19 protein-coding genes and 2 pseudogenes are annotated in these 24932 nt (G+C 70.0%); 10 read left to right on the plus strand and 11 right to left on the minus strand.

The features are described from left to right. Positions 1–60 precede the first annotated feature (60 nt). Both AB0I73_RS02885 and AB0I73_RS02890 read right to left on the minus strand, forming a co-directional pair. Positions 61–867 carry a hypothetical protein gene (locus tag AB0I73_RS02885; protein ID WP_363033108.1) on the minus strand — a complete coding sequence of 269 codons (807 nt, stop codon included), beginning with the start codon at positions 865–867 and terminating at the stop codon, positions 61–63. A gap of 56 nt (positions 868–923) precedes the next feature. Next, positions 924–1046, minus strand: coding sequence for a hypothetical protein (locus tag AB0I73_RS02890; protein ID WP_363033110.1), 123 nt, complete (start codon positions 1044–1046; stop codon positions 924–926). Between the two features lie 118 nt (positions 1047–1164). On the opposite strand from AB0I73_RS02890, the pseudogene AB0I73_RS02895 reads away from it, so the two are divergent. Further along, positions 1165–1458, plus strand: a pseudogene (locus AB0I73_RS02895) (hypothetical protein); the annotation flags it as partial. Positions 1459–1518: 60 nt separating this feature from the next. Here the strand turns inward: AB0I73_RS02895 and AB0I73_RS02900 are convergent. After that, positions 1519–2133: a HEAT repeat domain-containing protein gene (locus tag AB0I73_RS02900; protein ID WP_363033112.1), complete on the minus strand. Its 615-nt coding sequence runs from the start codon at positions 2131–2133 to the stop codon at positions 1519–1521. A 456-nt stretch (positions 2134–2589) separates the two neighbouring features. Here AB0I73_RS02900 and AB0I73_RS02905 point away from each other — a divergent pair, with 456 nt between their 5' ends. Together AB0I73_RS02905 and AB0I73_RS02910 are read left to right on the plus strand one after the other, a co-directional pair. Continuing rightward, positions 2590–3375 carry a helix-turn-helix transcriptional regulator gene (locus tag AB0I73_RS02905; RefSeq protein WP_363033274.1) on the plus strand — a complete coding sequence of 262 codons (786 nt, stop codon included), beginning with the start codon at positions 2590–2592 and terminating at the stop codon, positions 3373–3375. Next, positions 3372–3566 carry a DUF397 domain-containing protein gene (locus AB0I73_RS02910; RefSeq protein WP_363033114.1) on the plus strand — a complete coding sequence of 65 codons (195 nt, stop codon included), beginning with the start codon at positions 3372–3374 and terminating at the stop codon, positions 3564–3566. Before AB0I73_RS02905 ends, AB0I73_RS02910 begins: the two co-directional genes overlap by 4 nt. 75 nt (positions 3567–3641) lie before the next feature. Here AB0I73_RS02910 and AB0I73_RS02915 read toward each other — a convergent pair whose 3' ends face one another. Next, a complete protein-coding gene (locus AB0I73_RS02915) occupies positions 3642–8876 on the minus strand; it encodes a class I SAM-dependent DNA methyltransferase (RefSeq protein ID WP_363033116.1) in 5235 nt (1744 codons plus the stop codon). Positions 8877–8954: 78 nt separating this feature from the next. Next, on the minus strand, positions 8955–9353 hold the full coding sequence (locus AB0I73_RS02920; RefSeq protein ID WP_363033118.1) for a hypothetical protein: 399 nt from the start codon (positions 9351–9353) through the stop codon (positions 8955–8957). 450 nt (positions 9354–9803) lie between these two features. Here AB0I73_RS02920 and AB0I73_RS02925 point away from each other — a divergent pair, with 450 nt between their 5' ends. Further along, the gene (locus tag AB0I73_RS02925; RefSeq protein ID WP_363033120.1) at positions 9804–10664 is read left to right on the plus strand and encodes a sulfurtransferase; all 861 of its coding nucleotides are present in this window, start codon (positions 9804–9806) and stop codon (positions 10662–10664) included. 271 nt (positions 10665–10935) lie between these two features. On the opposite strand, the gene AB0I73_RS02930 is transcribed toward AB0I73_RS02925, so the two are convergent. Next, entirely contained in the window at positions 10936–12318 is a 1383-nt protein-coding gene (locus AB0I73_RS02930; protein WP_363033122.1) for a DUF6056 family protein, read from the minus strand. A gap of 184 nt (positions 12319–12502) precedes the next feature. Beyond that, positions 12503–13930: a glycosyltransferase gene (locus AB0I73_RS02935; protein ID WP_363033124.1), complete on the minus strand. Its 1428-nt coding sequence runs from the start codon at positions 13928–13930 to the stop codon at positions 12503–12505. Between the two features lie 373 nt (positions 13931–14303). On the opposite strand from AB0I73_RS02935, the gene AB0I73_RS02940 reads away from it, so the two are divergent. Continuing rightward, positions 14304–14888 (plus strand): flavoprotein, encoded by a 585-nt coding sequence (locus AB0I73_RS02940; protein WP_363033126.1) that lies wholly within the window; start codon positions 14304–14306, stop codon positions 14886–14888. Positions 14889–14921: 33 nt separating this feature from the next. Continuing rightward, positions 14922–15135: pseudogene (locus AB0I73_RS02945) on the plus strand (IS1380 family transposase); the annotation flags it as partial. A 133-nt stretch (positions 15136–15268) separates the two neighbouring features. On the opposite strand, the gene AB0I73_RS02950 reads toward AB0I73_RS02945, so the two are convergent. Next, positions 15269–16255: an NAD-dependent epimerase/dehydratase family protein gene (locus tag AB0I73_RS02950; protein ID WP_363033128.1), complete on the minus strand. Its 987-nt coding sequence runs from the start codon at positions 16253–16255 to the stop codon at positions 15269–15271. A gap of 366 nt (positions 16256–16621) precedes the next feature. Between AB0I73_RS02950 and AB0I73_RS02955 the strand changes: the two genes are divergently transcribed. The 4 genes from AB0I73_RS02955 to AB0I73_RS02970 all read left to right on the plus strand — a co-directional run bounded on the left by AB0I73_RS02955 (position 16622) and on the right by AB0I73_RS02970 (position 21163). Continuing rightward, entirely contained in the window at positions 16622–17812 is a 1191-nt protein-coding gene (locus tag AB0I73_RS02955) for an FAD-dependent oxidoreductase (protein WP_363033130.1), read from the plus strand. Between the two features lie 10 nt (positions 17813–17822). Then, positions 17823–18764 carry a sigma-70 family RNA polymerase sigma factor gene (locus AB0I73_RS02960; protein ID WP_363033132.1) on the plus strand — a complete coding sequence of 314 codons (942 nt, stop codon included), beginning with the start codon at positions 17823–17825 and terminating at the stop codon, positions 18762–18764. Positions 18765–19080: 316 nt separating this feature from the next. Next, on the plus strand, positions 19081–20451 hold the full coding sequence (locus tag AB0I73_RS02965) for a potassium transporter TrkG (RefSeq protein WP_363033134.1): 1371 nt from the start codon (positions 19081–19083) through the stop codon (positions 20449–20451). A gap of 70 nt (positions 20452–20521) precedes the next feature. Continuing rightward, the gene (locus AB0I73_RS02970) at positions 20522–21163 is read left to right on the plus strand and encodes a TrkA family potassium uptake protein (RefSeq protein WP_363033136.1); all 642 of its coding nucleotides are present in this window, start codon (positions 20522–20524) and stop codon (positions 21161–21163) included. 70 nt (positions 21164–21233) lie between these two features. Here AB0I73_RS02970 and AB0I73_RS02975 read toward each other — a convergent pair whose 3' ends face one another. From AB0I73_RS02975 to AB0I73_RS02985, 3 genes are read right to left on the minus strand one after another with little or no spacing between them, the layout of a single operon-like run. Further along, positions 21234–22511 carry an ABC transporter substrate-binding protein gene (locus AB0I73_RS02975; protein WP_363033138.1) on the minus strand — a complete coding sequence of 426 codons (1278 nt, stop codon included), beginning with the start codon at positions 22509–22511 and terminating at the stop codon, positions 21234–21236. Next, entirely contained in the window at positions 22508–23530 is a 1023-nt protein-coding gene (locus AB0I73_RS02980) for a hypothetical protein (protein ID WP_363033140.1), read from the minus strand. The genes AB0I73_RS02975 and AB0I73_RS02980 overlap by 4 nt, the downstream gene beginning before the upstream one ends. After that, entirely contained in the window at positions 23527–24915 is a 1389-nt protein-coding gene (locus AB0I73_RS02985; RefSeq protein ID WP_363033142.1) for a VWA domain-containing protein, read from the minus strand. Before AB0I73_RS02985 ends, AB0I73_RS02980 begins: the two co-directional genes overlap by 4 nt. Positions 24916–24932: the final 17 nt, after the last annotated feature.

Below are 24932 nucleotides of genomic sequence, written 5' to 3' on the forward strand. Positions count from 1 at the left end.
CACCTTGACGAGACGAAGTCAGTAGCGGAACCAACGAACCGTCGCCCCGAAGAGCCGGCCTCAGTCTCCGCAGTACGGAGACTTCTTGGGCTCCATGTTCCACGGCTCGCTACTCACCACGCGCAAGCCTTTGGGTGGTTGATCCCAGTCTCCTACTTGAGCGACCAGCCCGCCGCTGTCCCGGCGCCAGACTCTGCCGTTCGGGTCTCGAAGCTCTAGCTGCAGCCTGCTCAAATCTCGGTCTGTGAGATCCTTCTCCACCCCTGGCTCTTCGGCCAACATTGCACTCTTGAGCAGTCCGGTGGGAATATCGAACTGCCCGCATGGCGGCAGGGCTTGAAGGTCCCACCACACGTCGGGCTTCTTCAGGACGAGGCGCATATTCATGATCCTGGAACTACCGTTGATGATCGTCAGGGTTGACATGTGTTGATAGAAATCCACACGCCGCGCGTACGCCGACTCGTCACGCGCGTTTTCTTCCTTTTCCTCGTTGACGGCTCGTATTTCTTCATTGGTAGCTCGCTGCTCAGCCCTGATACCGAGGATCAGACCCCCGAGAGCTGCGAGGACGGTGATAACTGTTGCCACGATCGTTCCGAATCGGGCCATATCCATCGTGGGTGGTTCAGAGGAGGCATCCGACTCTCCCGGGTCTCCTCCGTCGCGTACGGGAGCACAGCCCGCCGCGTCCCGTTCACCGTCTGAGCTCCCTCTTTGCTCGTCGGCATTGGCCGCTGGTTCTGATGACGGCTCCCTGACATCCGAATTGTCAGCGCGACGCCGCCCTTCGCCATCGCCGGCTGGCTCTGTCGTGTTCTCGCCATCACCAGGCCTACCGCCCTCTGCCTCACTGAGTTCAGCCACAGCTCATGGTTTCCCTGAATCTCCATCCCCCATTCACCGACGCGGGGGCGAAACCCTCAGGGCAGTCTGGGGGCGGTGCTGCGCTGTTTGGTGGGCAACCGTGTGACGTCCAGCGCCTCGCGCAGCTCGTTGTTGATGCCGCGCTTCACGTACTGGGGAGATTCAGATATCGCCATCATCGGTGGGGAGGACACCCGCTAGGCCACATAACCGCAGTTCACGCGCGGAACACCCAGCCTCGGCGGGGAGGACTTCAAGACGTCGTTTCCCTTGGTGCGATCGCTCATTGAGCCGTACATGGCGCATCTGGTGGAACGGTTGGTACCGGACGAGTTGTGGACGCTGTTTCGGCGGGTAGTTCCGCCGACGCAGGTCATACGCCCGCAGGGCGGGGGCCGACGGCGGGTCGGTGACCGGGAATTCCTGGCCGCGATCGACTCCGTCGGTGTCCGGGCGGCAAAAGGAGCCCCTGACCGGAACGGACTGCCCCTCTCGCTGGGCATCTCGGGCGCCGACATGCACGACAGCCTCGGTCTTGAGCCGCTGGTGCGCGGGATCCCGCCCATCCGTTCCCGCCGCAGCCCTCATCGGCTACCGACGGCTGAGTTGAACCCCCCAGCCCACCTATGCGCCAGAGGTCGTTCGGCCATGCTAGAGCGGGCGATAGGTCTGGTACTTGCCTTCCAGCGACAAGGCCGCCGCATCGGCCACGTCCGCCCGCGGACCTGCCGCACACCTCTCCAAAAATACGCGGACCCGCTCACCCGGCCATCCGGCTGCTGCCGCTGCGGCCCAGAAGCGCAGTCCGTCATGAGACTGCAGCGGTGCGAGAAAGTCGAGGATGTAGTCGACGGTCTCCGGCTCCGGCACCGAGCGCAGCATGGCGACAGCACGGAGGGCTCCGTCGGCAAGCATGGGCGTTCCGCTGTCCAGGCACCATCGCACAGGGACCGAGGTTCCCTCTTCGGCGCCGCGCAGGCGCACGATCGAGTCGCCGAGGGCGACATCCACCATCGTGGCATCCAGGGGCCGTTGAGCCAGATCGCTCAGGAACGGGACCGCCGGCCGGTGATCGCACGCTCCGAGAGCCATGACCATCTGGTACTGGGTTTCCCACGTCCGCAGGTCGCGAACCTCGCGCTGGAGGGCCCGCAGCAGTGACGGGCCGGCGGTCTCGGCAGCGAGTCTGCGCAGTCGTTTCGCGGCTGTACGGCGTTTCGCCGAGGACCTGTCGTCAAGCTGAACAACCGCCTCGTCCAACGTCAACACCGCGTATGCCTCCTGATGAGATCTGCTCGAACTGCAACGCTAGGCGCTTCCACTGACACTGAACGGCGGGCAATGACTTCGGGCATCAAACAGCCGTAAGGCAACAACGTCTAAAAGCCCACAAGGGTGGATCAGCGTATGCCAGTCGCCCATCCAGGGTTGCCACACCCGATGGGGGGAACTTCCTGACTTCGTCTGTCCGTCGACGTTTTGGGTTTTAGCGTTGACGCCGGGTGAGGAGCCGACCGGGGACGCTGTACGCGTCCCTGCGGTGCTTGTAGGCGGGGCGGGCCGTGTCCCTCGGCAGGGCGGGGGAGTTGAGCGGACCTGCCGGTGGGCGACGGAGGTGAACGGGCTGTGAGCGAACTGGTGCGGGAGCCGGGAGAGACGGCCGAGCAAGGAGAGCCGGAGCGGGACGCGGTACCGGGGCCGTCCCCGGAGCCGGGGACGGGCATCCTGCGGGTGTTCGGGCGGCAGTTGAAGCTGTGCCGGGTGCGGGCGGGCTTGGAGCGGCCGGAGGTCGGCGCACGGACCGGTTACTCGCCGTCCACCATCGCAGCGTACGAGCAGGGGCGGCGGGTGCCTCCGCCGAGGTTCATCGACGTGGTGGATGAACTACTAGATGCAGGCGGGCTGTTGAAGGAGATGAAGGAGGAGGTTGCTCGGGCACAGTACCCGGTGTTCTTCCGGGATGCGGCGCGGTTGGAGGCGGAGGCGGTCGAGCTGCATGTGTATGACACCCATGTGGTGAACGGGCTGTTGCAGACGGAGGAATACGCCCGTGCGGTCTTCACTATGCGGCGACCTCTCCTTGATGAGGTGACCATTGAGCAGCGGGTGGCTGCTCGGATGCTCAGGCATGAGATCTTTTCGCGCTGGCCCGCGCCCCTCACGAGCTTCGTGATCGAGGAGGCGGTGCTTAGGCGACCAGTTGGTGGGGCAGGGGTCCAACGAGGGCAATTGGAACAGATCTTGCTCATCGGACAGAACCGAAACGTAGAGATCCAGGTCATGCCCTTGCAGCGGGAGGATCACGCGGGGCTTGCGGGGCCATTCACCTTGATTGAGACCAGAGCCGGGGAGCGCATCGCCTACGCGGAGGTTCAGAAGAGCAGCCAGTTGTACACCGAGCGGACGTCCGTTCGGGAGCTTGAAGCGCAGTATGGGATTATCCGAGCCCAGGCTCTCACTCCGCGAGAGTCGATGACCTTCATCGAGAGGTTGCTGGGAGAGTCATGAAGAACGCGGCTGAACTGGCATGGTTCAAGAGCACTTACAGTAGCGGCGAAGGCGGTCAGTGCGTGGAGGTGGCCACCTGCTCGCACACCGTGCACGTGCGGGACTCGAAGGATACGAACCGTCAAGGTTTGGCCGTCGGTTCTGAGGCGTGGACCGCGTTCGTCGGGCTCGCTGCCGACCGGATCGGCTGAGTCGCTGCCTTGCTGCTGTGCCCTGTGGCTCCGAGGAGAGTCACAGGGCGCAGGTATGTCCGGGCTTGTCCATGGTCAGGCGTCCACGGTCACCGGCTCGGGCGGTGTCCAGCGGCCTGCGGCGATCTCGGCGTCCAGCCGCTCCTGGAAGTGGGCGTGCGCGGCTCGCATCTCGGCCTCACGGTCCGCCTTGTAGAAGGGGGCCTGGTAGCCGGTGGGGGGCGGGGTGTGGCCCGGGTCTTCCAAGTGGGCGAGGAGATCGAGGTAGTCCTGTTTGGTCTGACCGTGGCCGTAGGTATTGAAGTCGGCTGCGATCTTTCGACCGTTGGCGTCGAAGTAGGTGGCTGCCTCGTAGTCGTACAGCTGCGGGTAGCGCGACTTGAAGATGGCGACTAGCTGGTCGGCGGTGATGCCCAGCCAGACGGAGACAAGGGCATCGATCTCGACGAGCGCGGCCCGCCTCTCGTGCTCGGTACGCAGAGGCGTGCTGTAGTCCCAGGTCGACGTGAGACCGGCGGCGAGAGGCTTGAGCCCCGGCCACTGCGAGTTGGCCCAGTCCTCGTATCCCTCCCAGCGCATGTCGAACAGCTCGGTCCAGAGGGGGGTGTAGTGGGAGGTAAGGGCATTCAGGCGGAGGGTACGGAGGAGGAGGGCTGGGGCGAGGGGATGGTCCGGAGTGGGGGCGGGCATCTTGCGAGCTTCTCCGACTTGGAGATGTGAGCGTCCAGTGATGCGCAGCAAGTAGTCGAGTGGCAGTGCCGCCCAGAAGCCTGCATTGAGGACTGTGAGGCGATTTTCTCCCAGGGTCGCTGAATTCACGTTGTGAATGTGGGCGGGGCCTGGTGGGATAAGTGCTGCATGCAGACAGCGGCTGCTGTCGAAGGGGATCATCACTCGCCAGGCCAACCGAAAATACATCGTGTATGGCTGTTCAAGCCAGGAATCCTGAGCGTCCAGGTACGTCATCTCGTCGGTAGATCGCACGAGATTAGTCACGGGCACGAATGATTCGGGAAGCACCTGGGGTGCGAGAAGATTCCAGTCCCTGTTGCTCCGGCACGGAATCTTAGGTTCTTTCGAGAAGGGAAGCCCCGCTGCGAAGTGCGGGCCCTGGAGCACAACATCTGAAAGACCAGAGACGGCCTGGTTTCCCCAGCGGATCAGTCCTTCTTTTTTGGCGCCAGCTTCGTCGTAGCCCCTTGTGATCATCGGTTGGTATTCGGAAAGGCTCCTGCCGTAGTTGGCCAGTGCTTCGATAGCCTCCTGCTCACTGCGTAGGAGAGGGTATAGCAATGGGGCCTGTGCTGCCCCACCCGCTGAGCCCGTCAGGGTCTGCCAACTGGCCAGCAGATCCATGTGCACATGCACCACGCGCTCACGGTGCGGCCGGATGTCCCACGAGCCATTGTGCTTGATCCCGGGCGCCGCGCCTTGTCCGTCGTGGGCGAGCGACGCGGGCAGGGCGTCCACGTCACGGAGTTCGCTGAGATGCAGGAAATCGGGTTCCTGAGAGGTGCCATAGATATGCATCCCGAATTCTGCCGAACGGTTCAGATCATCGAATGCCCAGTTCGCCGAATTCACAAAATGCGCATGCACCCGAAGATGTCGGTAGGCGGTAGCCCGGATGGCGCCCTCCCGGGCGCCCCCGAAATGCGTGTCCGGGTGGATCATGCCCGCGCCGCCGTGCGGTGCGGTGTGCCGCCAGATCTTCGTCATGAAGGCCCGGTAGAGATCCCCCTGGGTGCCGACGAGGAGCGGGTATGTGGCGGGGCTGCCCAGCGTGGCCACGGACCCTGCATGGGTAGCCAATTCGGTGAGGAGGAATCCCGAGCCGTCCCCGTGGGCGGCCAGAACGTCTTCCTTGCGCAGCCGCCACTCCTCCGTGCTCGGCCGGTCCGCCAGCATGAACCACGGTTCCAGCTCCGCCAGAACCAAGTCCTCCTGCCACCGAGGCCGAACCCAAGGCGGATTCCCCACCTGCAAGTCGTACCCACCCTTGGTGAACACCTGGGCGAAGTCCAACTCCCAGTGGAAGAACCCCTGCGCCTTTGCCACATCCCCCGCAACCCCCGCCCAAGGGAACCGCAGCTCCAGCTGCTGAAAATGCTCCATCCCCATCAGGTCCGGCAGCGCGTCCTCATAAGGCTCCAGCTCCGCCAGCGACCCGAACTCCGCCACCAGCGAGTCCGCCGGCACATCCTCCGTGCCGATGAGCGCCTCCGCGAACTCCAGCCAGTCGTCCAGCCCCGCCAGCGGTACCACCGCCCGCTTCCGGGCGCCCCCGATGGCCTCCTTGCGGCGCCCCGTCCGTCGGCGCTCCACCGAGGCCGCCGTCAGCTCGCCGCCGCCCGTGATCTCGCCGAACAGGTCCTCCGTCTCCCAGGACATCAGCACGCCGGAGTCGTCGGCTGCCCGCAACCCCTCCGCCACCGCGCTGGACGGGACTTGGTCCACCCCCCGTTCGTACACCGAAGCCGTACCGTCCAGCAGCCCCGCCTCCTGCACCGGCCAGAACCACAGCGCGCACCAGGCATCCATCAGCGTCTTCAGGCGCCAGTAAGGGGTATCCGGTGCCGTCAGGTCGGCGACGACCTTCTCCCGCTGGACCGCGACCTCCGGTGACCGCAGCCAGCCGTCCTCCGCGCCCCACACGTCGATCCGGCGCGAGATGTCCCGCTCGGAGATCTCCAGGCGTCGTACGACCAGCTCCCACAGGAACTCGACCCGCCGGGCCAGGGCCTGAAGCCGTTCCGCCTGCTTGGCGGTGGGCGTTCGCGTGATCATCTTGCGCCAGTTGGCCAGCGTCCGCGCCGCCTCCGGGGCCAGCGCCTTCGCCTCCTTCTCGGCCGCGACCGCGCCCCACTCCTTCGCGGGGAGGAGGAAGTGGTGGACGGCGTTCTCGGTGATCCGTTGCACCGACCCGCTCCGGGTCGTGCGCTCGGTCACCGTCACCGGGAGGCCGTTCGCCGCCTCCGTCAGCGGGAAACGCTCGGGCGTGGTCCCCAGCCAGGCCGCCTTCTTCAGCTTCTCCGCCGGGTACACCTCACGCCGGCCGCCGATCAGGGAGTTGCCGCGCCGCAGGTGCAGGCCGAACCACGGCGCCTCCATGCCGGGGTGCATGGTGTTCAGCCACAGCGACACCTCCGCCAGCTCCACCGCCGTCTCGTTGAGATCGACGCCGTAGGAGTTGTGCAGGGCGACGTAGGCCTTGGCCTTCTGGAGTTCGACCGCGTACTTCTCCGTGTCGATGGCGACGCCCAGCTCGTCCTGGCGGCGCCGCAGGTACTCCGCCGCGACCTGGTTGATGGCCTCGTTGAGGAACGCGCCCGAGCCGAGCGCCGGCTCGCAGATCTTCCACTCCAGCAGCTCGCGCGCCTCGGTCGTCGTACCGTCCTGGTCCAGGCGGTGCTGGAGGGCCAGTTGGACCGTGACCTTGGTCAAAGACTCGGGGGTGTAGTACGAGGCGGAGGTCTGGCGGTCGCGGCCGGAGAGGCGGTAGACGAACGAGCCGGGGGCGTAGCGGACGCGGACGTCCTCGCCGGTCTGCTCGTCGCGGTGGTGCACGAACACGTTGTCCGGATAGTCGCCGACCTTCGACGCCGGGATCAGCCAGGAGCCGTCCTTCGGGTCGCCGCCCTTCGCGACCTCGTACAGCTCCTCGTCGCCCGCGATGAAACCGCTGTACGACATCAGGCCCTCGTACACGGCCCCGAGCTGGTTGATGCCGAGCTGGGCGTACGAGATGAAGCCGCCGCGCTCGCCCTTCCTGCCGCGCGTGATCATCAGCAGGCGCAGCACCTTGTAGAGGGTGGCGTTCCGCAGTCGGGTGTCCAGGAGGTGGCCGCCGCCGTCGCCCACCGCGCCCTCGAGGCCGGTGTGGTCGTCCTCGTCGGTGTCGTCGTGGGGGTGCGGGATCGTGCCCAGGCCGATCAGCCGGATCGACTCCGGCTCGAACAGCTTGGAGTGCAGCGGCTCGAAACGTAGGCCCACGTCCTCGCTGGCCTTGACGTCCACCTCCACGCCGTCCGTCTCGGGGGCCGACGGGCCGTGTGTGCGGCGGGAACGGTAGCCCTCCTGCACCTTGCGGAAGAGCAGGTCCAGGGACTCGTACAGGTACGTTCCCTGCCGGGACTTCTCGTCGACCAGGTCGCGTTCGGCGATCAGTTCGCCGAGGCGGCCGAGGCCGTAGCCCTGCTGGTACTCGGGATAGTCGGCGGGCAGGATGCCCAGCTCGGGGCGGGCCTCCGCGTAGAGCAGGAACAGGACGCGGTAGAGGTAGCGCAGCGACTCGCGGGTCAACTGCTTGCCGAGATCGGGCAGTTCGCCGATGTCCTCGGGGCGCACGCCCTGCTCGCGCAGCCGGGCCAGCACCTCGCCCGCGATCAGCTCGACGCTCAGCCGCAACCCGTCGCGCAGCTCGCTGGAGACGCCCACCGCGTGCCTGGTCGACTTGCCGACGAGGTCCGCGAGGGGGTTCTCGCCACCCTCCTCCGGCGTGCGCAGCGAGTCCGCACCGAACAGGGCGGCGATCGTGTCGAGTTCGCCGCCCGCCCTGGTGTCGTTGCGCTGGAGCGCCGCGTCCAGGGAGACCGCGAGGTAGCGTCCCTCGCCCCACACTGTCCGGTCCGCGAGGACGACGACCCCGCCGACCAGCAGCAGCACGTAACGGGGCGCCTCCTCGCAGGCGAAGAGGAACGAGGCGAGCTTCGAACCCGTCGGCAGGGTGTTCCGTCCCTCCAGCGCCACCGGTTCCAGGAGCCGGCCGGGGCCCTCCGGGTCGAGAGCGGCGTCCGGTTCGGCGGCCCAGCCGCAGTCGACGGCGACCAGGTCCTTCTCGGCGTGCGCCACCCGCACCTCGTACGGCTGGTCGGCGCGCGTGACCGTCATCGTGCACGGCTTGGCGTCGTAGCCGAGCGCGCGCAGCACCTCCCCATTCAGGGCGCGGACCCGCTCGCACCAGGCGGGGGAGCCGTACGTCACCGAGTCGTCCTCGGTGTCCTGGGCGGCCGCCGTGCCGTCCTCGTCGTCCTCGGGGAGCGCGAGGGAGGAACGGGCCCGGAAGTAGCGGCGGCGCAGCTCACGCAGACCTGCGCGAGGGGTGACGGGCAGGGCGTCGGTATCCTGCTCCCCCTGCGCCGCTTCGGACTCCCCGCCGGCCGCCGCCGCCCGCTCGGCCTCCGCCCTGGCTTCCTCCTCGCGCTGCTTCCAGGTGGCCAGCAGGCCCGACTTGAGGTCCTTGGGGAGCACCTCGGCGAGGTAGTGCGCCGAGAAGTAGTCTCCTCGGTTGACCAGGGAGTCGTACGTCATGTCCGGTCTCTTCTCAGGAAATCTCAGGTCGGGAGGTCTGGCGGGCGGCGGGCGTCCGGGCCGTGGGCGGGCGTCGGCTCAGGTCGTGGACGGCGACGCCGCGGACGCTTCCGGGTCGGGGACCAGGACGGTGAGGGCCGGCCGGCGCTCGGACTGCGGCAGCGCGGTCTTGCGCAGGACCGCATCCAGGAAGAGGCGGGAGCGGCGGAAGTTCGACGACTCGTCCCGGACCAGTCTCGTACGGCGCGGGTCGATCAGCTCGATCCTGTCCAGGCCCGTGAAGAACACTGCCTCCTGATCCCGTACGAAGTCGGACACGCCCACGACGTCGACCTTCGCACCGTCGTGCTCGGTGCGCGCCGAGTTCCGTACGAGCCACACCTCGTCGCGCACGAAGACCTGCGTGCCTGCCGGAAACTGGTCCTCCCCGTCGCCGCGAGGGCCCACCGGTGCGGTGCTGCTCTGCTGGGCGGTCACCCGCTGCCTCCCCTGTCCGTCGTGCTGTGCTGTTGTCACGGTCGCCGCCCGGCGCGGACCGACGTACCGCTCACGCTGTTGTACCGCTCCACTGTGCCGTATGGGCGGCAAAGCGCGTGAACCACCCTCACCGGGACAGACCCGCAGGTCAATGGCGTGCGGTGCGAAGAAGTCGCGAGTCTGTCTGGTCCGGTCGAGTGAAGGCCGTACCGGCTGGTGTGAGCACTTCCTGGTGTGCGTGCCCGGCCCCGCACCACCCGGTTTGAGGTCACCGTGGACATGGCCCAGACGTGGACCCGCCCATCGAGGCCGCCGTCGAGGCCACGGCCCGAGAAGCCCCCGAACCACCCGGATGTCCGCCTACTGAGACATGTATCTCAAACAGGTACGTTTGCAGGACACCCCGGCGTTCTGCCGGGGGCCGTAAGGATGCGAGAAAAGGAAACACGCATGTCTCACCCCCTGCTGGTGGACCCGGCCTGGCTGCACGAGCGCCTCGGGGACCCCGCGATCCGGATCATCGACGCGACCACCTTCCTCACCCAGCCCGAAGGCGACGGCTACTACGACGTCGAGTCGGGCCGCCAGGCGTACGAGAAGGCCCACATACCCGGTGCCGTCTTCGCCGACCTGCTGAACGACCTCGCCGACCCCGATGCGGCCACCACGTTCACCGCGCTCGACAGCGAGACGTTCGCCGCCCGGCTCGGCGCTCTCGGCGTCGGCCCCGGCACTCACGTGGTCGTCTACGACCAGGGCCCGAACATCTGGGCCACCCGGCTGTGGTGGAACCTGCGCTACGAGGGCTTCGACGACGTCTCGGTGCTGAACGGCGGTCTCCCCGCCTGGACCCGGGCGGGCCACGAGGTCAAGAGCGGCGTGGAGTCCAACGAACCCGCCGTGTTCACCGCGAACCGCCGCCCCGAGCTGTACGCCGACAAGGACGCCGTCCTCGCCGCGATCGAGGACCCCGGCACCCGGCTGGTGAACTCCCTCGACCGGCCGACCTTCGCGGGCACCCGCCAGACCTACGCACGCCCGGGCCGTATCCCCTCCAGCACGAACGTGCCCTTCCCCGACCTCGCCGGCTCCGACGGTCTCTTCCGCGGCCCGGACGAGGTCCGCGGGCTCTTCGAGGACGCCGGCGCCCTGGACGAGTCCAAGAAGGTCATCACGTACTGCGGCAGCGGCATCGCCGCCACCGGCCTGGCCTTCCAGCTGGCCCTCCTCGGCCGCTCCGACGTCGCCGTCTACGACGGTTCCCTCACCGAGTGGGCCGCCGACCCGGCCCTGCCCCTCGAAGTCGACTGACGGCCCCGGCTCACCCGGACACCCCCGGACCCGCGCTGTCCGGGGGGTCCTGCCGGGCGGCGGGGCACGGGTGGGGCTGGAGATCCCGCTCGCCCCGCGCAGCCGCCGCCCCGGCCGCAGCGCCCGCCGACCACACCTCGATCAAGGCGGGTTCGAGCGTGCTGATCACTCGGGAAGGGATGCCCCTCGCGCGTTCTCCCGGGAGAGCCGATCCGCAGGTCCCGGGCATTGCTCGCCCCGCAGGCTGGGTCCTCCTTGTCCGGTGCCGGTGTCAAGGAGCAGCTCGCGGATCGGGCTGGAGCGGGCCTGTCCGGGTAGGACCTCGACCTTGATGTTCCGTTCCGTCCGTGACCTCCTTCACCCGGTAGTAGCGAGCGACACAGGAGGCGGGCCACGGCCGCTCGCCACCGCTGCTGAACGGTTCCAGCATCCCGCTGACGACGAGCCGCCTGTAGGGCAGCACCGTGGCCCCCGCCGCGGCCCGGTCCCGGAGCAGGCGGTCCTGGCTGTCCCAGGCCCCGGCCCGCACCCGCATGTCCGACTCCAGGTCGCGCAGGGACACGGCCAGTACGGCGGTGACGCACACGCACAGGAGCGCGGCGCCCGCGGCCACCGGCGCCGTCCCACGACGGTACCGCCGCACCGCCAGGTTCCCGAGGAGACCGCCCGCGCCGACGAGCAGGAGGAGCAGCGGGAAGAGGTAGTCGTTCCACAGCCTGTTGGCGGTCGCGACGGAGGGGCCGAACGCCGGATAGGCGATGACCGTGCACACGTATCCGGAGAACAGCAGAGTCGCCGCCCCGGACCACAGAAGCAGGGGCGCCCTGCGGTCGGGCCGGGGAACGCCTCCGTCCGCGCGGCGGGCGAGTGCGCCGATCAGCATGCCCACGGCGATCGCGCCGACGTACTGCCAGGTCGTGACCAGGGTGTGGAGGACCTGTGTGTACCCCCGCAGCGAAGCGAAGAGCGATTCGGGCGCGAGCATGGAGTCCGTGGAGTGACGTGAGCGCCGGTGCATCGAGCCGGGGGAGGTGAGGAGCACGGCGGTGCCGATGAGGACGCCCGCGCCGGCCGCGGCGCACCAGGCCCGGACGAAGGCGAGCCGTCCGGTCGGGAAGACCCGGCGGCCCAGCAGCAGGGCCGGGGCGAGGACGGTCAGGGCGACCACGGAGGTCTCCTCCGACAGCGTGCCCAGAACGCCCCCGACGACGAACGCGACCGCGGCGGCGGTGGCCTTCCCGCGCCGCGAGGTCGCCAGCAGGGCCGGGATCGTGGCGGCGGCCGCCAGGACGGGCGGGAAGGTGTGGGAAACCGACGAGGCCGGCCAGAAGAAGGTCTTGTACGTGTTCGTGGAGGCGAAGCAGAAGAGGCCCAGGACCAGGGCCGCGGAGAACAGCGGCACGCCCCGGGGCAGCCGCCACCCGGCGCACCGCAACAGTGCCGCCGCCCACGCCCACAGCAGGACCAGCATCAGGGCCGCACTGATCCCGGCATACCACTGCTGGCCTGCCACGCCGAACGTGGCGTAGGAGGCGACGAGCAGGCCGTTGGCGATCCGTCCGTTGTCCATGGAATAGAACTGGTCCACCAGGGCCATGAAGCCTTCGTCACGCACGAGGGGCAGGAAGCACCACTCGTCGGCACTCGGGCGCACCCAGCGCGCGCACCATGCGGCTCCGCCCAAGAGAGCCAGCGGAACAAGGGGCAGCAGGGCGGCACCCGCCGTGATGAGGGGCGGGGGAGCGCCGGCTGGGCTCGGCGCGTTCCGGCGCACGCCCGTTTCCCCGTCGGCCTCCTCCACGGGTCGCGCGGACGCCAGGCCCTGCCCGCCGTCCGTGCTAGCCGGGGGTGGGGTCGTCCTGCTTCCTCCGGGCCGGGCCGCTCGAAACCATGCCCCCGGCGCCTGACGGCCGACGGCCGGAGTTGATGGCCCACCGGGCGAGGAGGAAAGAGACCGGAGTGACGAGGACTCCGGCGACGAGTGCGGCGACATTCTTGTCCATTTCGAGTCGGCTGACGGCCACGTAGAGCAGTGCGCCGGAGGCCACGAGGTTGAAGCCGCTGGACAGCGGATACCGGAAGAACGCGTGCCAGGTCGGACGGGTCCGGACGGTGAGGCATGAGTTGAGCAGGAAGGAGCCGACGACACTGACCGCGTAGCCCAGGACGTGCGCCGCGAGATACGGGATCCAGGGGTTCAGGCCGGCGTAGACGGCCAGGTATACGGCGGTGTTGACGAAGCCGATCGCCACGAAGGTGGCGAACTGTCGCGCCGTGGCGAGACGGCCTTTCGCATGAGCGAGCGATGCGTGCTGCGCAGGACCGGGGATCGGGGCGGGGCACTCGTCGGTCTCCCGGACCACGAAGGGAGGGCGGCGTTTGACCTCGTGGTAGATGCGGCCGACGTATTCACCGATGATCCCCAGAGTGATCAGCTGGATTCCGCCCAGCCCCACCACCGCCATCAGAAGTGTCGCGTAGCCGGGGACGGTGGCCCCGTGCAGCGCCACGTCGAAGCCGACCCACACCGCGTAGCCCAGTGCGGCCAGAAGACACCAGAAGCCCGCGTAGATGGCCAGCCGCAGGGGCCGGTCGTTGAAGGACAGCAGCCCGTCGATGCCGTAGTTGAGCAGACGGCGGCTGCCCCACTTCGAGCTGCCGGCGAGCCGCCGGGCGTTCCGGTAGGTGAAGGTGACCGTCGTGAAACCGATCCAGGAGAAGATGCCCTTGGAGAACCGGTTGGCCTCCGGCAGCGACAGCACCGCGTCCACCGCCCGGCGTGAGAGCAGTCGGAAGTCCCCGGCGCCGTCGAGCACCTCCACCTCCATGAGGCGGCGCACCAGGGCGTAGTAGCAGCGGCTCAGCACGGTGCGCGCCGTGCCCTCCCCGTCGCGGGTCCGCCGGGGAACGACCTGGTCGTAGCCCCGCTCGTGGAGTTCGAGCATCCGCGGAAGGAGCTCCGGGGGGTGCTGCAGGTCCGCGTCCATGAGGACCACCGCCCGCCCCCGGGACATGCGCAGGCCGGCCAGCATCGCCGCCTCCTTGCCGAAGTTCCTGCTGAGCACCGTGTACCGGACGCGCCGGTCCGCGGCACCGAATCCGCCGATGATGTCCCGGGTGCGGTCGCTGCTGCCGTCGTCCACGTAGCAGATCTCGTAGTCGATCCCCAACGGGCCGAGAACCTCCCCGACGGCCGAGTGGAACCTCTCGATGACGGCGGCCTCGTTGAAGCACGGTACGACCACGGAAAGCTGAGGAGTCGCCAAACCAGTCTCCTGACCGAGGACGTGAGAGCGGTGCCGTCCACCGCACGAAGGCGGGACGGCTGTCCCCGTCGCTGCCGGGGACAGCCATCCCAGGGGCATTCGATCCGTACTCACCCGCCGAAGGGCGGAATCACGCATCCACACGCCTGCGGATGACCCGTTCGGCCCCGCCGGGCGACCTGACGGACATGAGGTCCACCGGATCGTCACGGGTACGGGGAAGACCGTGAGACCGACCACCGCACCCGACGGGCCGGTGTCGACGCCCCGGACGTCGGCTGCCGCCGGTCCGGGCCCCCGTCCGGGCCGCACGCGACCGCCGCCGTACGCTGCCCGAACCGCATCACTTCAGCCGCCGACCGGGAGTTCCCGCGTGACCGAGTCAACCGCCCCGTCCGCCCCGTCCGTTCCGACTGCCCCGGACAAGAAGCCCTTCCTGTACGTCGTCGTCTGCGCGAGCGGGATCGCCGGCGATGTCGGCACGCTGATCACCGCCGCGCAGCAACGTGGTTGGGACGTCGGGGTCGTGGCCACCCCGCAGGCACTGGACTTCCTCGACGTGGAAGCGGTCGAGGCGCAGACCGGCTACCCGATCCGGTCCGCCTGGCGCAAGCCCGGCGAGGCCCGCCCCCTTCCTCCCGCGGACGCGATCGCCGTGGCCCCGGCCACGTTCAACACGGTCAACAAGTGGGCCGCCGGCATCTCCGACACCTTGGCCCTGGGCATCCTGTGCGAGGCGTACGGCATGGGCGTCCCCATCGCCGTCCTGCCGTACCTCAACGCGGCCCAGGCCGCCCACCCGGCCTACCGGCAGAGCCTGGAACGGCTGACCGGGATGGGCGTCCTGGTCGGCTCGCACGAACCGCACCGACCGAAGGCCGGGGGAGGCGCCGACGGCTTCCGCTGGACGGAGGCGCTGGACCTCCTGGAACCCCGCAAACCCGCCCTGACCAGCTAGTCAGCCACTCCCGCACAGCGGGGGAAGCTCACCTACGGCCACCACCCCCTGATGGGGGTTCGTCGACCACGGGCCGGGCGGGGCCGGTGAACCCGTCGGCGCTCTGCTCCGCCCCGGGAACGCGGGCTCGAACACCGCCGCCGACCACACCGAGGCCGCCCGTCTCGCCCTGGCGCAACTGCCCCAGAAGTACCGGCGCGGGCGGCATACCCTCATCCGCTGCGGCTCTGCGGGCGGCACCCACGAGCAGGAGTCCACACAACCCCCGGTGATCACGCGGTGGCCGTACCGGTTCTCGGCCGGGTCCACCACGAGATCGCGAAGTCGGAACGGAAGGCGCCCGTACAGACGCTCAGGTGTGCGAGACCGGTCCAGCGCCGTCAGCCGAGGGCGTCGAGCAACTCGCGCTCGCGCTGCGCGCTGAGGCCTGCGCGCCTTTCCCGGTCCAGCCCCTGCTCGCGTTCCCAGCGCAGCGTGTCGGCCAGCATCTCCGCCGGGGGCCGGTGACGCAGCCCCGCGGCGCGCGCCGCGGACCCGTCGCGGGCCGACCACCCTTCCCAGCCCGGCTCGACCAGCCACATCGCCAGCGATTCGGGCCCCATGTACTGGGCCACGCCGTTGGCGAGCAGCCACGCCGATTCGGCGGTGACCACCGGACCGGTGTGCCCGCCGGCGGCGCGGGACAGCTCGATCCACTCTTCGAACGGAACGACCGGGCCGACGGCGTCGTATGTGCCGGTGGTTCCCGTCTCCGCGGCGTCGAGCAGCCAGGAGGTGAGGTCCCGCACGTCGACCACCTGGGTGGGCATGGCCGGTGTGTCGGGGACCAGCATCGGCCCCCGCGGATCACGTGCGGCGCGGGCGACCCAGTAGCCGGAGCGCCCGCTGTGATCGCCCGGGCCGCCGATGAGCCCGGCCCGTGCGATGAGGAGGCGGTCGCCCACGGAGGCCGTCGACGCCTGCTCGCAGGCGACCTTCGCCTCGCCGTACAACTCGCGGTCGACCTCGCTCCGGTCGGTCGGGGCGAGCAGGGCCGCGGACTCGTCCGCCCCCGGCGTGGCGTGGGAGGCGTAGGCGTTGCCGGACGAGACATACACCCAGTGCCCGGCCTTGCCGCCCAGTACGTCGAGCGCTCCACGAACGAAGCCCGGCTGCCACGACACCTCGACGACCGCGTCCCATACGCGGTCGAGCAGGGGCTCGTACGCCGACGGATCGCGCCGGTCGGCGGCGACCAGTGTCGCTCCGTCCGCGACTTCTCCGCTCTCACCACGCGCGAGGCAGGTCACCCGATGGCCGCGTTCGATCGCCTGCCGCGACAGTTCCCGACCCACCCATGCCGTTCCGCCCAGAACCAGGATCTCCATACCGACACACAAGCACCGGGATCACCGCGCGGCCAGGCGGATTCGCTGACAGCAGATGGTTCAGCCGCCAGATCGATCTCAACCCTCCGGCAATGGAGGCCACTTGGTGGGCGCATATCCTTGAAAGGCGCGGACGTGCCCCCGCCACAAGCAGCGACAGCAGACCCGCGCCGGGTCGACCGATGGCCGGCCCTCTCGATGCGTGGTCGGCCATCGCCCCGTTTCGACCGTCCGGGACGGACCCGGGCGTCCGACGGAGGCTCAGCCGCCCGCCCTGGGTGAGTGACCCGCATCACATCCGGCTCCTGTCAGCAATCGGGGCGCCGTCTCGTTCAAGGGGCACGCGAACGAGACAGGAGCATCGCCATGAAGCACCGCATCGTCGTCCTCGGCGCCGGATACGCCGGGGCCTTCGCCGCCGGAAACCTGGCCCGCCGGCTCTCCCGCGCCGACACCGAGATCACCGTCGTCAACGCCGAGCCCGACTTCGTCGAGCGGATGCGGCTCCACCAGCTCGCGACCGACCAGGACTTCGCGGTCCGCAAGCTCGCCGACGTGTTCGCGGGCACCGGGGTGCGGCTGCGCCTGGCGCGCGTCACCGGCGTCGACCCCGAGCGCGGGACCGTCGCCGTGACCGACGAGGACGGCGACGGCGAGCTCGCGTACGACACGCTTCTCTACACGCTCGGCAGCTCCGTCGCCCACCACGGCGTCCCCGGCGTGGCCGAGTACGCCTTCGACGTGACCGGCCGGTCCTCGGCGCTGCGTCTGCGCGAGCGTCTGGCCGGCCTGGGCGGGGGCGGCACCGTGCTGGTCGTCGGTGAGGGGCTGACCGGCATCGAGACCGCCACCGAGTTCGCCGAGTCCCGGCCCGACCTCTCGGTCGCGCTCGCCGCCCGCGGCGAACTGGGCGCCTGGCTCTCCCCGAAGGCCCGCCGCCACCTGCGCCAGGCCTTCGACCGGCTCGGCATCACCGTCCACGAGCACACCGGCATCGAAGCCGTCGAGCCGGCACACGCGGTCGCCGCCGACGGTACGTCCATCCCGGCCGACGTGACCGTGTGGTCGGCCGGGTTCGCCGTGCACCCCATCGCCGCCGCCGGCGGCCTGGAGGTCGCCGAGACCGGCCAGATCGTCGTCGACCGCACCATGCGCTCGGTCTCGCACCCGGACGTCTACGCCGCCGGTGACTGCGCCTACGCGATCGGCGGGAACGGCCGGCCGCTGCCGATGTCCTGCGCCTCGGCCGGCTTCACCACCATGCAGGCGACCGCCGCGATCATCGCGCGCCTGACCGGCAGCGAGGTCCCGACCACCGGGCTGAAGTACTACGGCAACCACATCAGCCTCGGGCGCCGGGACGCGATCGTCCAGATGGTGGACGGGGACGCCCGGTCGAAGTCCTGGTACCTGGGCGGGCGGACCGCCGCGTGGTTCAAGGCGGGCGTGCTCAGGGGGGCCGGGTGGAGCACCGCCCACCCGACCTTCGGCATGCCGAAGCGCAAGCGCCGCCTGGCCACCGCACCGGACCGGTCCGGTGCGAGGGCCGCCGCATAACCTGTTCCGCATGGACAGCGCAGCCATCGAACGGTTCGAGGCCGGCCGGGACCGGCTGGCCTCGCTCGCGTACCGTCTGCTCGGCTCGGCGGCCGACGCCGAGGACGCCGTGCAGGACGCGTTCCTGCGCTGGCAGGCCGCGGACCGCGAACGCATCGAGGTGCCGGAGGCGTGGCTGACCAAGGTCGTCACCCATCTCTGCCTCGACCGGCTCCGCTCGGCGCGGGCGCGCCACGAGCGAGCGGCCGGTGCCTGGTTGCCCGAGCCGCTCCTCGAGGGCGACCCGATGCTCGGCCCGGCCGACACCTTCGAGCAGCGCGAATCGGTGTCCTTGGCCGTACTGATCCTCATGGAGCGCCTCTCGCCGGTCGAGCGGGCCGTCTACGTCCTGCGTGAGGCCTTCTCGTACCCCCACGCCGAGATCGCCCAGATCCTCGACATCACCGAGTCCGCGAGCCAGCAGCACGTCCACCGGGCCCGACGTCGGGTCACCGCCGAGCGCCGCCGCGGCGACGGCGAGGTGGACTCGGCGTCCGCGCGCCGGGTCGTCGAGGAGTTCCTCGCCGCCGCCGTGTCGGGGCGCACCGAACGGTTGGTGGAGCTGCTCACCGACGACGTGACGGCGGTCTCGGACGGTGCCGGACTGGGCCGGCGGCTGCTGCGGTACACGACGCGCGAGCGGGTCGCCTCCTTCGTGCGGGCCGGCTTCAAGCCCACGCCGGCGAAGCGGCGGCTGGCCGGCGGCTCGCCCGCGATCCACATCGCGCTGGTCAACGGCTCCCCGGCCGTCCTCGCCGTGGTCGCCGGCCGGGTCGTGGGCGCCGTGGCGTTCGAAGTCGGCGACGGCAAGGTGGCGTCCCTGCGCGGCATCGCCGCCGCGGACCGGCTCGGGCGCCTCAACGAGGCCTGGCGGCAGCACGAGCCCGACGCGCCGGTCATCGGCGCGTGGTGACCGGAGCCACCGGAATCCGGTGACGCGTCCGGACCGTCGCGGGCACGGCTGCGGGCGCGATGCCGCGCCGGGCGCGTGCGCGGCTCTCGCCCTGTCGGGGTGCGAACGCGGTCGCCGTCGTGACACCGTCCACCGACGAGGCCCCAGTGGCGCTCCACCGATCGGCCGGGTCCCACGCCCCCTTGACGTCGTGGCGCGTTCCGTACGCCCGATCCGGGAGGGATGCTGTGGGCAGGTGGCCGCGTTCACCGGCCTCCTCGTGCGACGGGGCACGACAGGAAATGCGGCGGAGGGGCATCGGAGGTTGCTGGTGGCCGTGGGTACGACTCGGGCCTGGTGGTCCCGGCTGGCCGCCTATCCCGCCCGTGGCGTCGTCCTGGCCTTCGCGGTCGTCGTCGTGCTGGGTGCGGCCCTGCTGATGCTCCCGGCCGCCACCGAGCCCGGCAAGGACACCAGCGTCCTGACTGCCCTGTTCACTTCCGCCGGGGCGGTCAGCGGCGGGCTGCCCCTCGTGGGGACCGGCAGCCACTGGAGCGCGTTCGGCGAGGGTGTGGTCCTGGCTCTGATCCAGATCGGCGGGTTCGGCATCATGACGCTCGCGTCGCTGCTGGCCCTGCTCGTCTCCGGTCGGCTGCGACTGCGGACACAGCTCGCCACGCAGGCGGAGAGGGGCCTCAGCGTCGGTGACATCCGTCGGGTGGTCCTGGGAGTCGCGGGCATCACGCTGGCCATCGAACTGGCCACGGCCGCCGTGCTCACGGTCCGTTTCCACATCGGCTACGGCCTGACGGCCGGAAACGCCGTCTACCACGGGATCTTCTACGGGATCTCCGCCTTCAGCAACGCCGGGTTCGGGCTGCGCGACGACAACCTCGTCGGCTATGCGCACGATCCCTGGGTCGTCCTGCCGATCGCCGCCGCCTGTGTGCTCGGTGCCCTCGGCTTCCCCGTACTGTTCGAACTGCTGCGCAGCCGCCCGGGCGCCCGCGGCGGCACCCGGCACCGCTGGTCCCTGCACACCCGGCTCACCCTCCTCACCTCCGCGGTCCTGCTCGCCGTCGGCACCGTCATGACCTGCGCGCTGGAGTGGAGCAACCCGAGGACCCTCGGACCCCTGGAATGGGGGGACAAGCTGCTGGACGGGTTCTTCACCGCTGCCAGCGCGCGTACCGCCGGCTTCAACACCGTCGACACCGGTGCCATGGAACCGGCCACCCTCCTGAGCCTCTGCGTGCTGATGTTCATCGGCGGCGGCAGCGCGGGCACCGCGGGCGGCATCAAGGTCACCACGTTCGCGGTTCTGGGAGCGGCGATCCTGGCCGAGGTCCGCGGGCGCACCGACGCGGACATCATGGGCCGCCGGCTCTCCGCGACCACGCTGCGCCAGGCCCTCACCGTGGCGCTGCTGGGTGTGGGCCTCGTCATGGCGGGCACGTTGGTGCTGCTCGCCGTCACCAAGGAAAGAGCTGACGCGGTCCTGGCGATCCTGTTCGAGGCCGTCTCCGCTTTCGGCACGGTCGGCCTGAGCACCGGCATCACCAGGGACCTTCCCGCAGTGGGCCAACTCACCGTCATCGTCATGATGTTCGTCGGGCGCGTCGGCCCGATCACCCTCGCCAGCGCGCTCGCACTGCGTCAGCGCGACCGCCGGTACACCCTGCCCGAGGAGCGACCCGTCATTGGCTGACCACTTCAAGTCACTGCGCCCACACCGACATCGGCGTTCCGCCGACCGTCGCCCGGCCCGCGATTCCAGAGTGGCGGTGATCGGCCTCGGCCGTTTCGGGCAGTCCGTGGCGGCGGAGCTGATGCGGCGCGGCTGGGACGTGCTCGGCGTCGACGCCGACGTCGGCGTCGTCCAGAAGGTCGGCGAAGAGCTGACCCAGGTCGCCGCCGCGGACTGCACCGACCCCGCTGCGCTGGCGCAGCTCGGCGTCGGCGAGTTCTCCCGCGTGGTGGTCGGTATCGGCACCGACCTGGAGGCCAGCATCCTGACCACCTCCAACCTCGTCGACGCCGGCGTGGCCGCCATCTGGGTCCGGGCCACCACCCGGCAGCACGGCCAGATCCTGGAACGCATCGGTGCCCACCACATCGTCCTGCCCGAGCACGACATGGGCGAGCGCGTGGCCCACCTGGTCACCGGCCGGATGCTGGACTTCATCGCCTTCGACAGCGATTACGCGCTGATCAAGACGCTCGCCCCGAAGGTCGTCGGCGGGATCCCGCTGGGCGAGAGCCGGGTGCGCAGTACGTACGGCGTCACCGTCGTCGGCATCAAACGCCCCGGTGCCGACTTCACCCACGCCACCGCCGAGACGGTCGTCCACCCCGGCGACGTCATCATCGTCACGGGCAGGACCCGGGAGGTGGAGATGTTCGCGGAGCTGGACCGGTGAGCCGTGAGTCGCACTGACGACGATGGCGATGCCGCCGTCGCGCCACCCGCAGTAGGCGCCGCCCCGTCGCTCACCGCGTACTGCACACCGTCTTCGGGGCCGCTCTGCTGTCGGCGCCTCGGGCGGGCTGGGCGTCCTGCATCCTCTGCACATCGTGGAGGACACCCTCGATGTCGGGGTCCTGGCCGGCGGCGACCCTTGCGATGGTCAGCAGGACGGCCTCGTAGAAGGCGTCCCGCACGGCGGGTGCCATGACGTCCGAGGCGTCCAGGCAGCGGGGGCCTTCACGGAGCTGTCGTGCGATCTTGCGTTCGACCGCGTCGTCCTGTGGCCTCTCTCGCTTCACCCGTCGATTCGCCGAGAAGACGTCCGCCAGATCGGCCCACCTCTGCTGACCCTCCCTGGAGGCCAGTCGGCGGATCAGTTCACGGGCCTGGGGGCGGTCGCTGAACAGCGCCGCGAAGTCGCCGGTCACCTCGTGGGCCCGGACCCGGCTGCCGCCTCCGGGCAGGAGCGGAGCGGAGTCCGTCAGGTCTGCGTGCTCCGCGTCGTCCTTGTAGAAGGAGAGCGCGAAGGAGCCCTGGTGCTCCAGGGCGCACCCGCCCCGGCCGGCGAACAGCAGCCCGTTGTCGTCCGGGGCGCCGCGGTGGTCGGTGAGCAGAGCGTCCTCGGCCGCGTCCTCGTCCTGCTGGAGCAGCTCGGCCCACGCCTTCCAGGCCGTGCGCACCGGATCACTCCGCCACCACTGCACCCCGCCCGTGCCCAGCGCCCACTTCTCGTAGACGTCCGGGCCCTCCCGTTGCAGCACGAGGTCCTCGATCCAGTCGGTGCCGGGCCAGCCGGAGGCGCCGTCGTCCCCCATGCCGATGCACCAACTCCTCAGCGGAGCAGGCTCATGGGCGGGCTCGTGACCCTGGCGGTACCAGACGATGCTCTTCAGGTCCGCCTTGACCGGGACCCAGTAGACGTGTTCGGAGGGCGAGCCGGTCGGCTTCCAGGGGGCACCGTACTCCTGCGGCTCGTAGAGCCGGTTCAGTGGTTTGAGGAGCTCCTGATCGGCGTATTCGGCGAGTTCGCCGAGGCCCGGCATGATCACGATGTCCGGGGGCTCCCCCGACTGCACCTTGGAGAGCAGCACATCCCGCTGGGCCGCGGTGCCCTGGTAGCGGAAGGGGATGCCGAAGCCGTGCAGCAGGGCTTCGAAGTGCTCCGCCTGCTTGGCCGTCCACGTTCCGAGGATGGTCACCGGCTCCTCGTCGTCGTGCTGCGCCCAGACCACCACCATGCCGCCGGCGGTGATCAGCAGCATGACCATGATGAGGATCAGCATCTTGAACCGCCGGGTCACCGTCGCCTCCAGTAGTCGTTGTCGAGCCGGAGACCGAGCCCCAGCGCGGGCAGGACGACGGCCAGCAGGCTGCCGACGAAAGTGCCCTGGTACACCGGGGCGGTCCAGGCGTCGTCGGCCGTCTTCTGCCGGACCTCCTCCGACGTCTTCGTGACGTCCCGCTGCGCGTCGGCCGGCTCCGTGTCGCTTTCTTGGGACACATGGGTGATCTGCCGCAGATCCTTGATCGCCCCGTCGAGGTCGTCCTGGGTGGAGGACATCGCCGTCAGCGGGATCACCGCGAGCAGCACGGTGAGCACGAAGGCGGCGAGCAGGTACGGATTCCAGTCGCGGCCGCAGCGGTCACGCAGCACGAACAACGCCGAGAGCAGAGTCAACCCCACCAGGGCCAGGGCGAGTTCGGCAAGCCACCACCCGCCGCGCTGCCACTGCCCCATGGTGGCTGTGGCTTCGGCGTGCCTCAGCTGGACTTGCTGCAGTGCGTCCAGACGGGGTACGAGCCCCACCGAATCGCGGTTGAGCAGCGAGTCCGCTTCTTTGAGTTTCTGCTCCCGCATGAGGGACGGGTCAAGGGAAGGGGACGTGCCGAGGCCGAGCAAGTCGCTGTAGGTGGCGAGCAGGCCCTTGACCGTGCCGAGGTCCTGGTCCGTGCGGTCGGCGATCCGGGACAGGCCCTGGTCGGCGGCCGAGAGCTGGGACCGGTAGGCCTCACCCGAGCCCGTGACGTCGACGAGGTCCATGTCCACCAGGGCGCGGGCCTCCTGGTCGGCCCGCAGGGCCGCGAGCCGGGTGGCGGCGAGCCCCTGCACGGCCGGCGCCTCGCGGGACGCGAGCGCTTCGGCGCTGTGCTGGACCTGACGGCAGGAGAGGAACAGGGCGGTCGACGCCACGGCCGTGAGCAGGAACAGAACCAGCAGGTGCACCTCCAGCAGCCGGCGGGTCCGCCAGGGGCTCAGCCGCCGGCGCCAGAAAGCGGCGGGGGAGAACCGGTGCCAGGAGGCGGTGCGTCCGGCCGTCACAGCAGCTTCTCCCCGCACGCGATGCAGTAACGGGCCTCGCTCCCGGCCGGGGTGCCGCAGCCGCCGCAGCGCGGGCCCGGCCGCGCACCGACGGCGTCGGTCAGGGGCCCGCCGGGACGGGACCCGGCGCGCAGGATCAGCGGGCCGAGGGCGCCGGCGTCGACGGCGCGCGGCCGGACCAGCCCCGCGGCCGGGTCCTCGATGTCGGCGACCGTGCGGATCTCCTCCAGCACCCAGTCCGTGCCGAATCGCGCCGCCAGCCGGGCGGCCTGTCCCAGGTGCTCCTCGGCGGTGTCCGGCCGGTGTTCCTGAAGAGCGGTGAGGCCCTGGCGCAGAGCCCTCCGCATCCTGGCGGTGGCGTTGAGGTCACGCACGCTGTCGGTGCCCGTCGGGGCGTGGGGCGGGGACTGCTCGGGGAGGTGCCAGCGGGCGATGACGGGCGCGTGGACATCACCGATGGAGACCATGGCGAACTGCAGCTCGGTCTCCAGCGGGTCGGCGTCGGAGTCGGCGACCAGAGTGAGCAGGTAGTCGCGTCTGCCCTGCTGCCACTGGTAGGTCGGGAATTTCCAGCGGTGCGGCCGGCCGGGCTGGGGCAGCCTGCCGAGGCGGTGCGGCCGGGGCGCCTTCTCGCTGAGCGAGACCTGGCGCACGGAGGGCCGCACGGTCACTTCGATCGGCAGTCGGGGAGTGTGCACCCGGCGCAGCCGGTGGATGGCGGCAGTGACCGCATGGCCGAGTCCGTCGTCCACGAACTCGGCCGTGCCGTGCAGCCGTTCGGCGAGGGTCAGCAGGGGGTCGGGAGCCCAGTCCGCGCCCACGGCGAACACATCACAGGTGAACTGCCCTGCGCACGCTTCCAGTTCCTCTTCCAGACGGGTCTCCCCGACGGAGCTGCTGCCATCGGTGATCAGCACCAGATGGCGTACGGACACCGGCCGGCCGGCGAGCAGGGCACGCGACCGGGCCACCCACGGGGCGTACCCGGCAGGGCGCGGCCCCTCCCGGTGCAGCGGGAGCGATCCCGCGACGAAGGCGGCCCGGCGCCTTTCCTCCCGGTCGGCGACGGCCCACTCGTCGTCCCCCCGCGGATAGCAGCGGACCGGCTCGGGACCGCTGCCGAGCACGGCGAAGGAGATGCGGTCGGGCAGGGCGCGCAGCGCCGACGGCAGGGCGTGCCGGACGGCTGCCCGGTTGCGTTCGGCGACGTCCACCGCGATGATCACGGCGAGTTGGACCGCGGGCAGGTCGGTGGGCGCACCGTCGGCGGCCACGTCGACCCGCAGACGGGCCTCGATCTTCGCGCTCCGGTGCGGGCGCAGGTCGCCGCCGAGGTCGACGTGCAGTCGGATGCCCGGCTGCGGCGGCCGGGTGTGGCTGCTCATGTCGTGCGTCACCGCTC

This window comes from Streptomyces sp. NPDC050388 (genome assembly GCF_040655635.1).
GTDB lineage: Bacteria > Actinomycetota > Actinomycetes > Streptomycetales > Streptomycetaceae > Streptomyces.

Excerpts from the sequence above, each read along its gene's own strand:
- AB0I73_RS02890 (WP_363033110.1), bottom strand. The coding sequence starts at position 1,046 with ATGATGGCGATATCTGAATCTCCCCAGTACGTGAAGCGCGGCATCAAC.
- AB0I73_RS02910 (WP_363033114.1), top strand. The coding sequence starts at position 3,372 with ATGAAGAACGCGGCTGAACTGGCATGGTTCAAGAGCACTTACAGTAGC.
- AB0I73_RS02915 (WP_363033116.1), bottom strand. The coding sequence starts at position 8,876 with ATGACGTACGACTCCCTGGTCAACCGAGGAGACTACTTCTCGGCGCAC.
- AB0I73_RS02925 (WP_363033120.1), top strand. The coding sequence starts at position 9,804 with ATGTCTCACCCCCTGCTGGTGGACCCGGCCTGGCTGCACGAGCGCCTC.
- AB0I73_RS02950 (WP_363033128.1), bottom strand. The coding sequence starts at position 16,255 with ATGGAGATCCTGGTTCTGGGCGGAACGGCATGGGTGGGTCGGGAACTG.
- AB0I73_RS02955 (WP_363033130.1), top strand. The coding sequence starts at position 16,622 with ATGAAGCACCGCATCGTCGTCCTCGGCGCCGGATACGCCGGGGCCTTC.
- AB0I73_RS02960 (WP_363033132.1), top strand. The coding sequence starts at position 17,823 with ATGGACAGCGCAGCCATCGAACGGTTCGAGGCCGGCCGGGACCGGCTG.
- AB0I73_RS02985 (WP_363033142.1), bottom strand. The coding sequence starts at position 24,915 with ATGAGCAGCCACACCCGGCCGCCGCAGCCGGGCATCCGACTGCACGTC.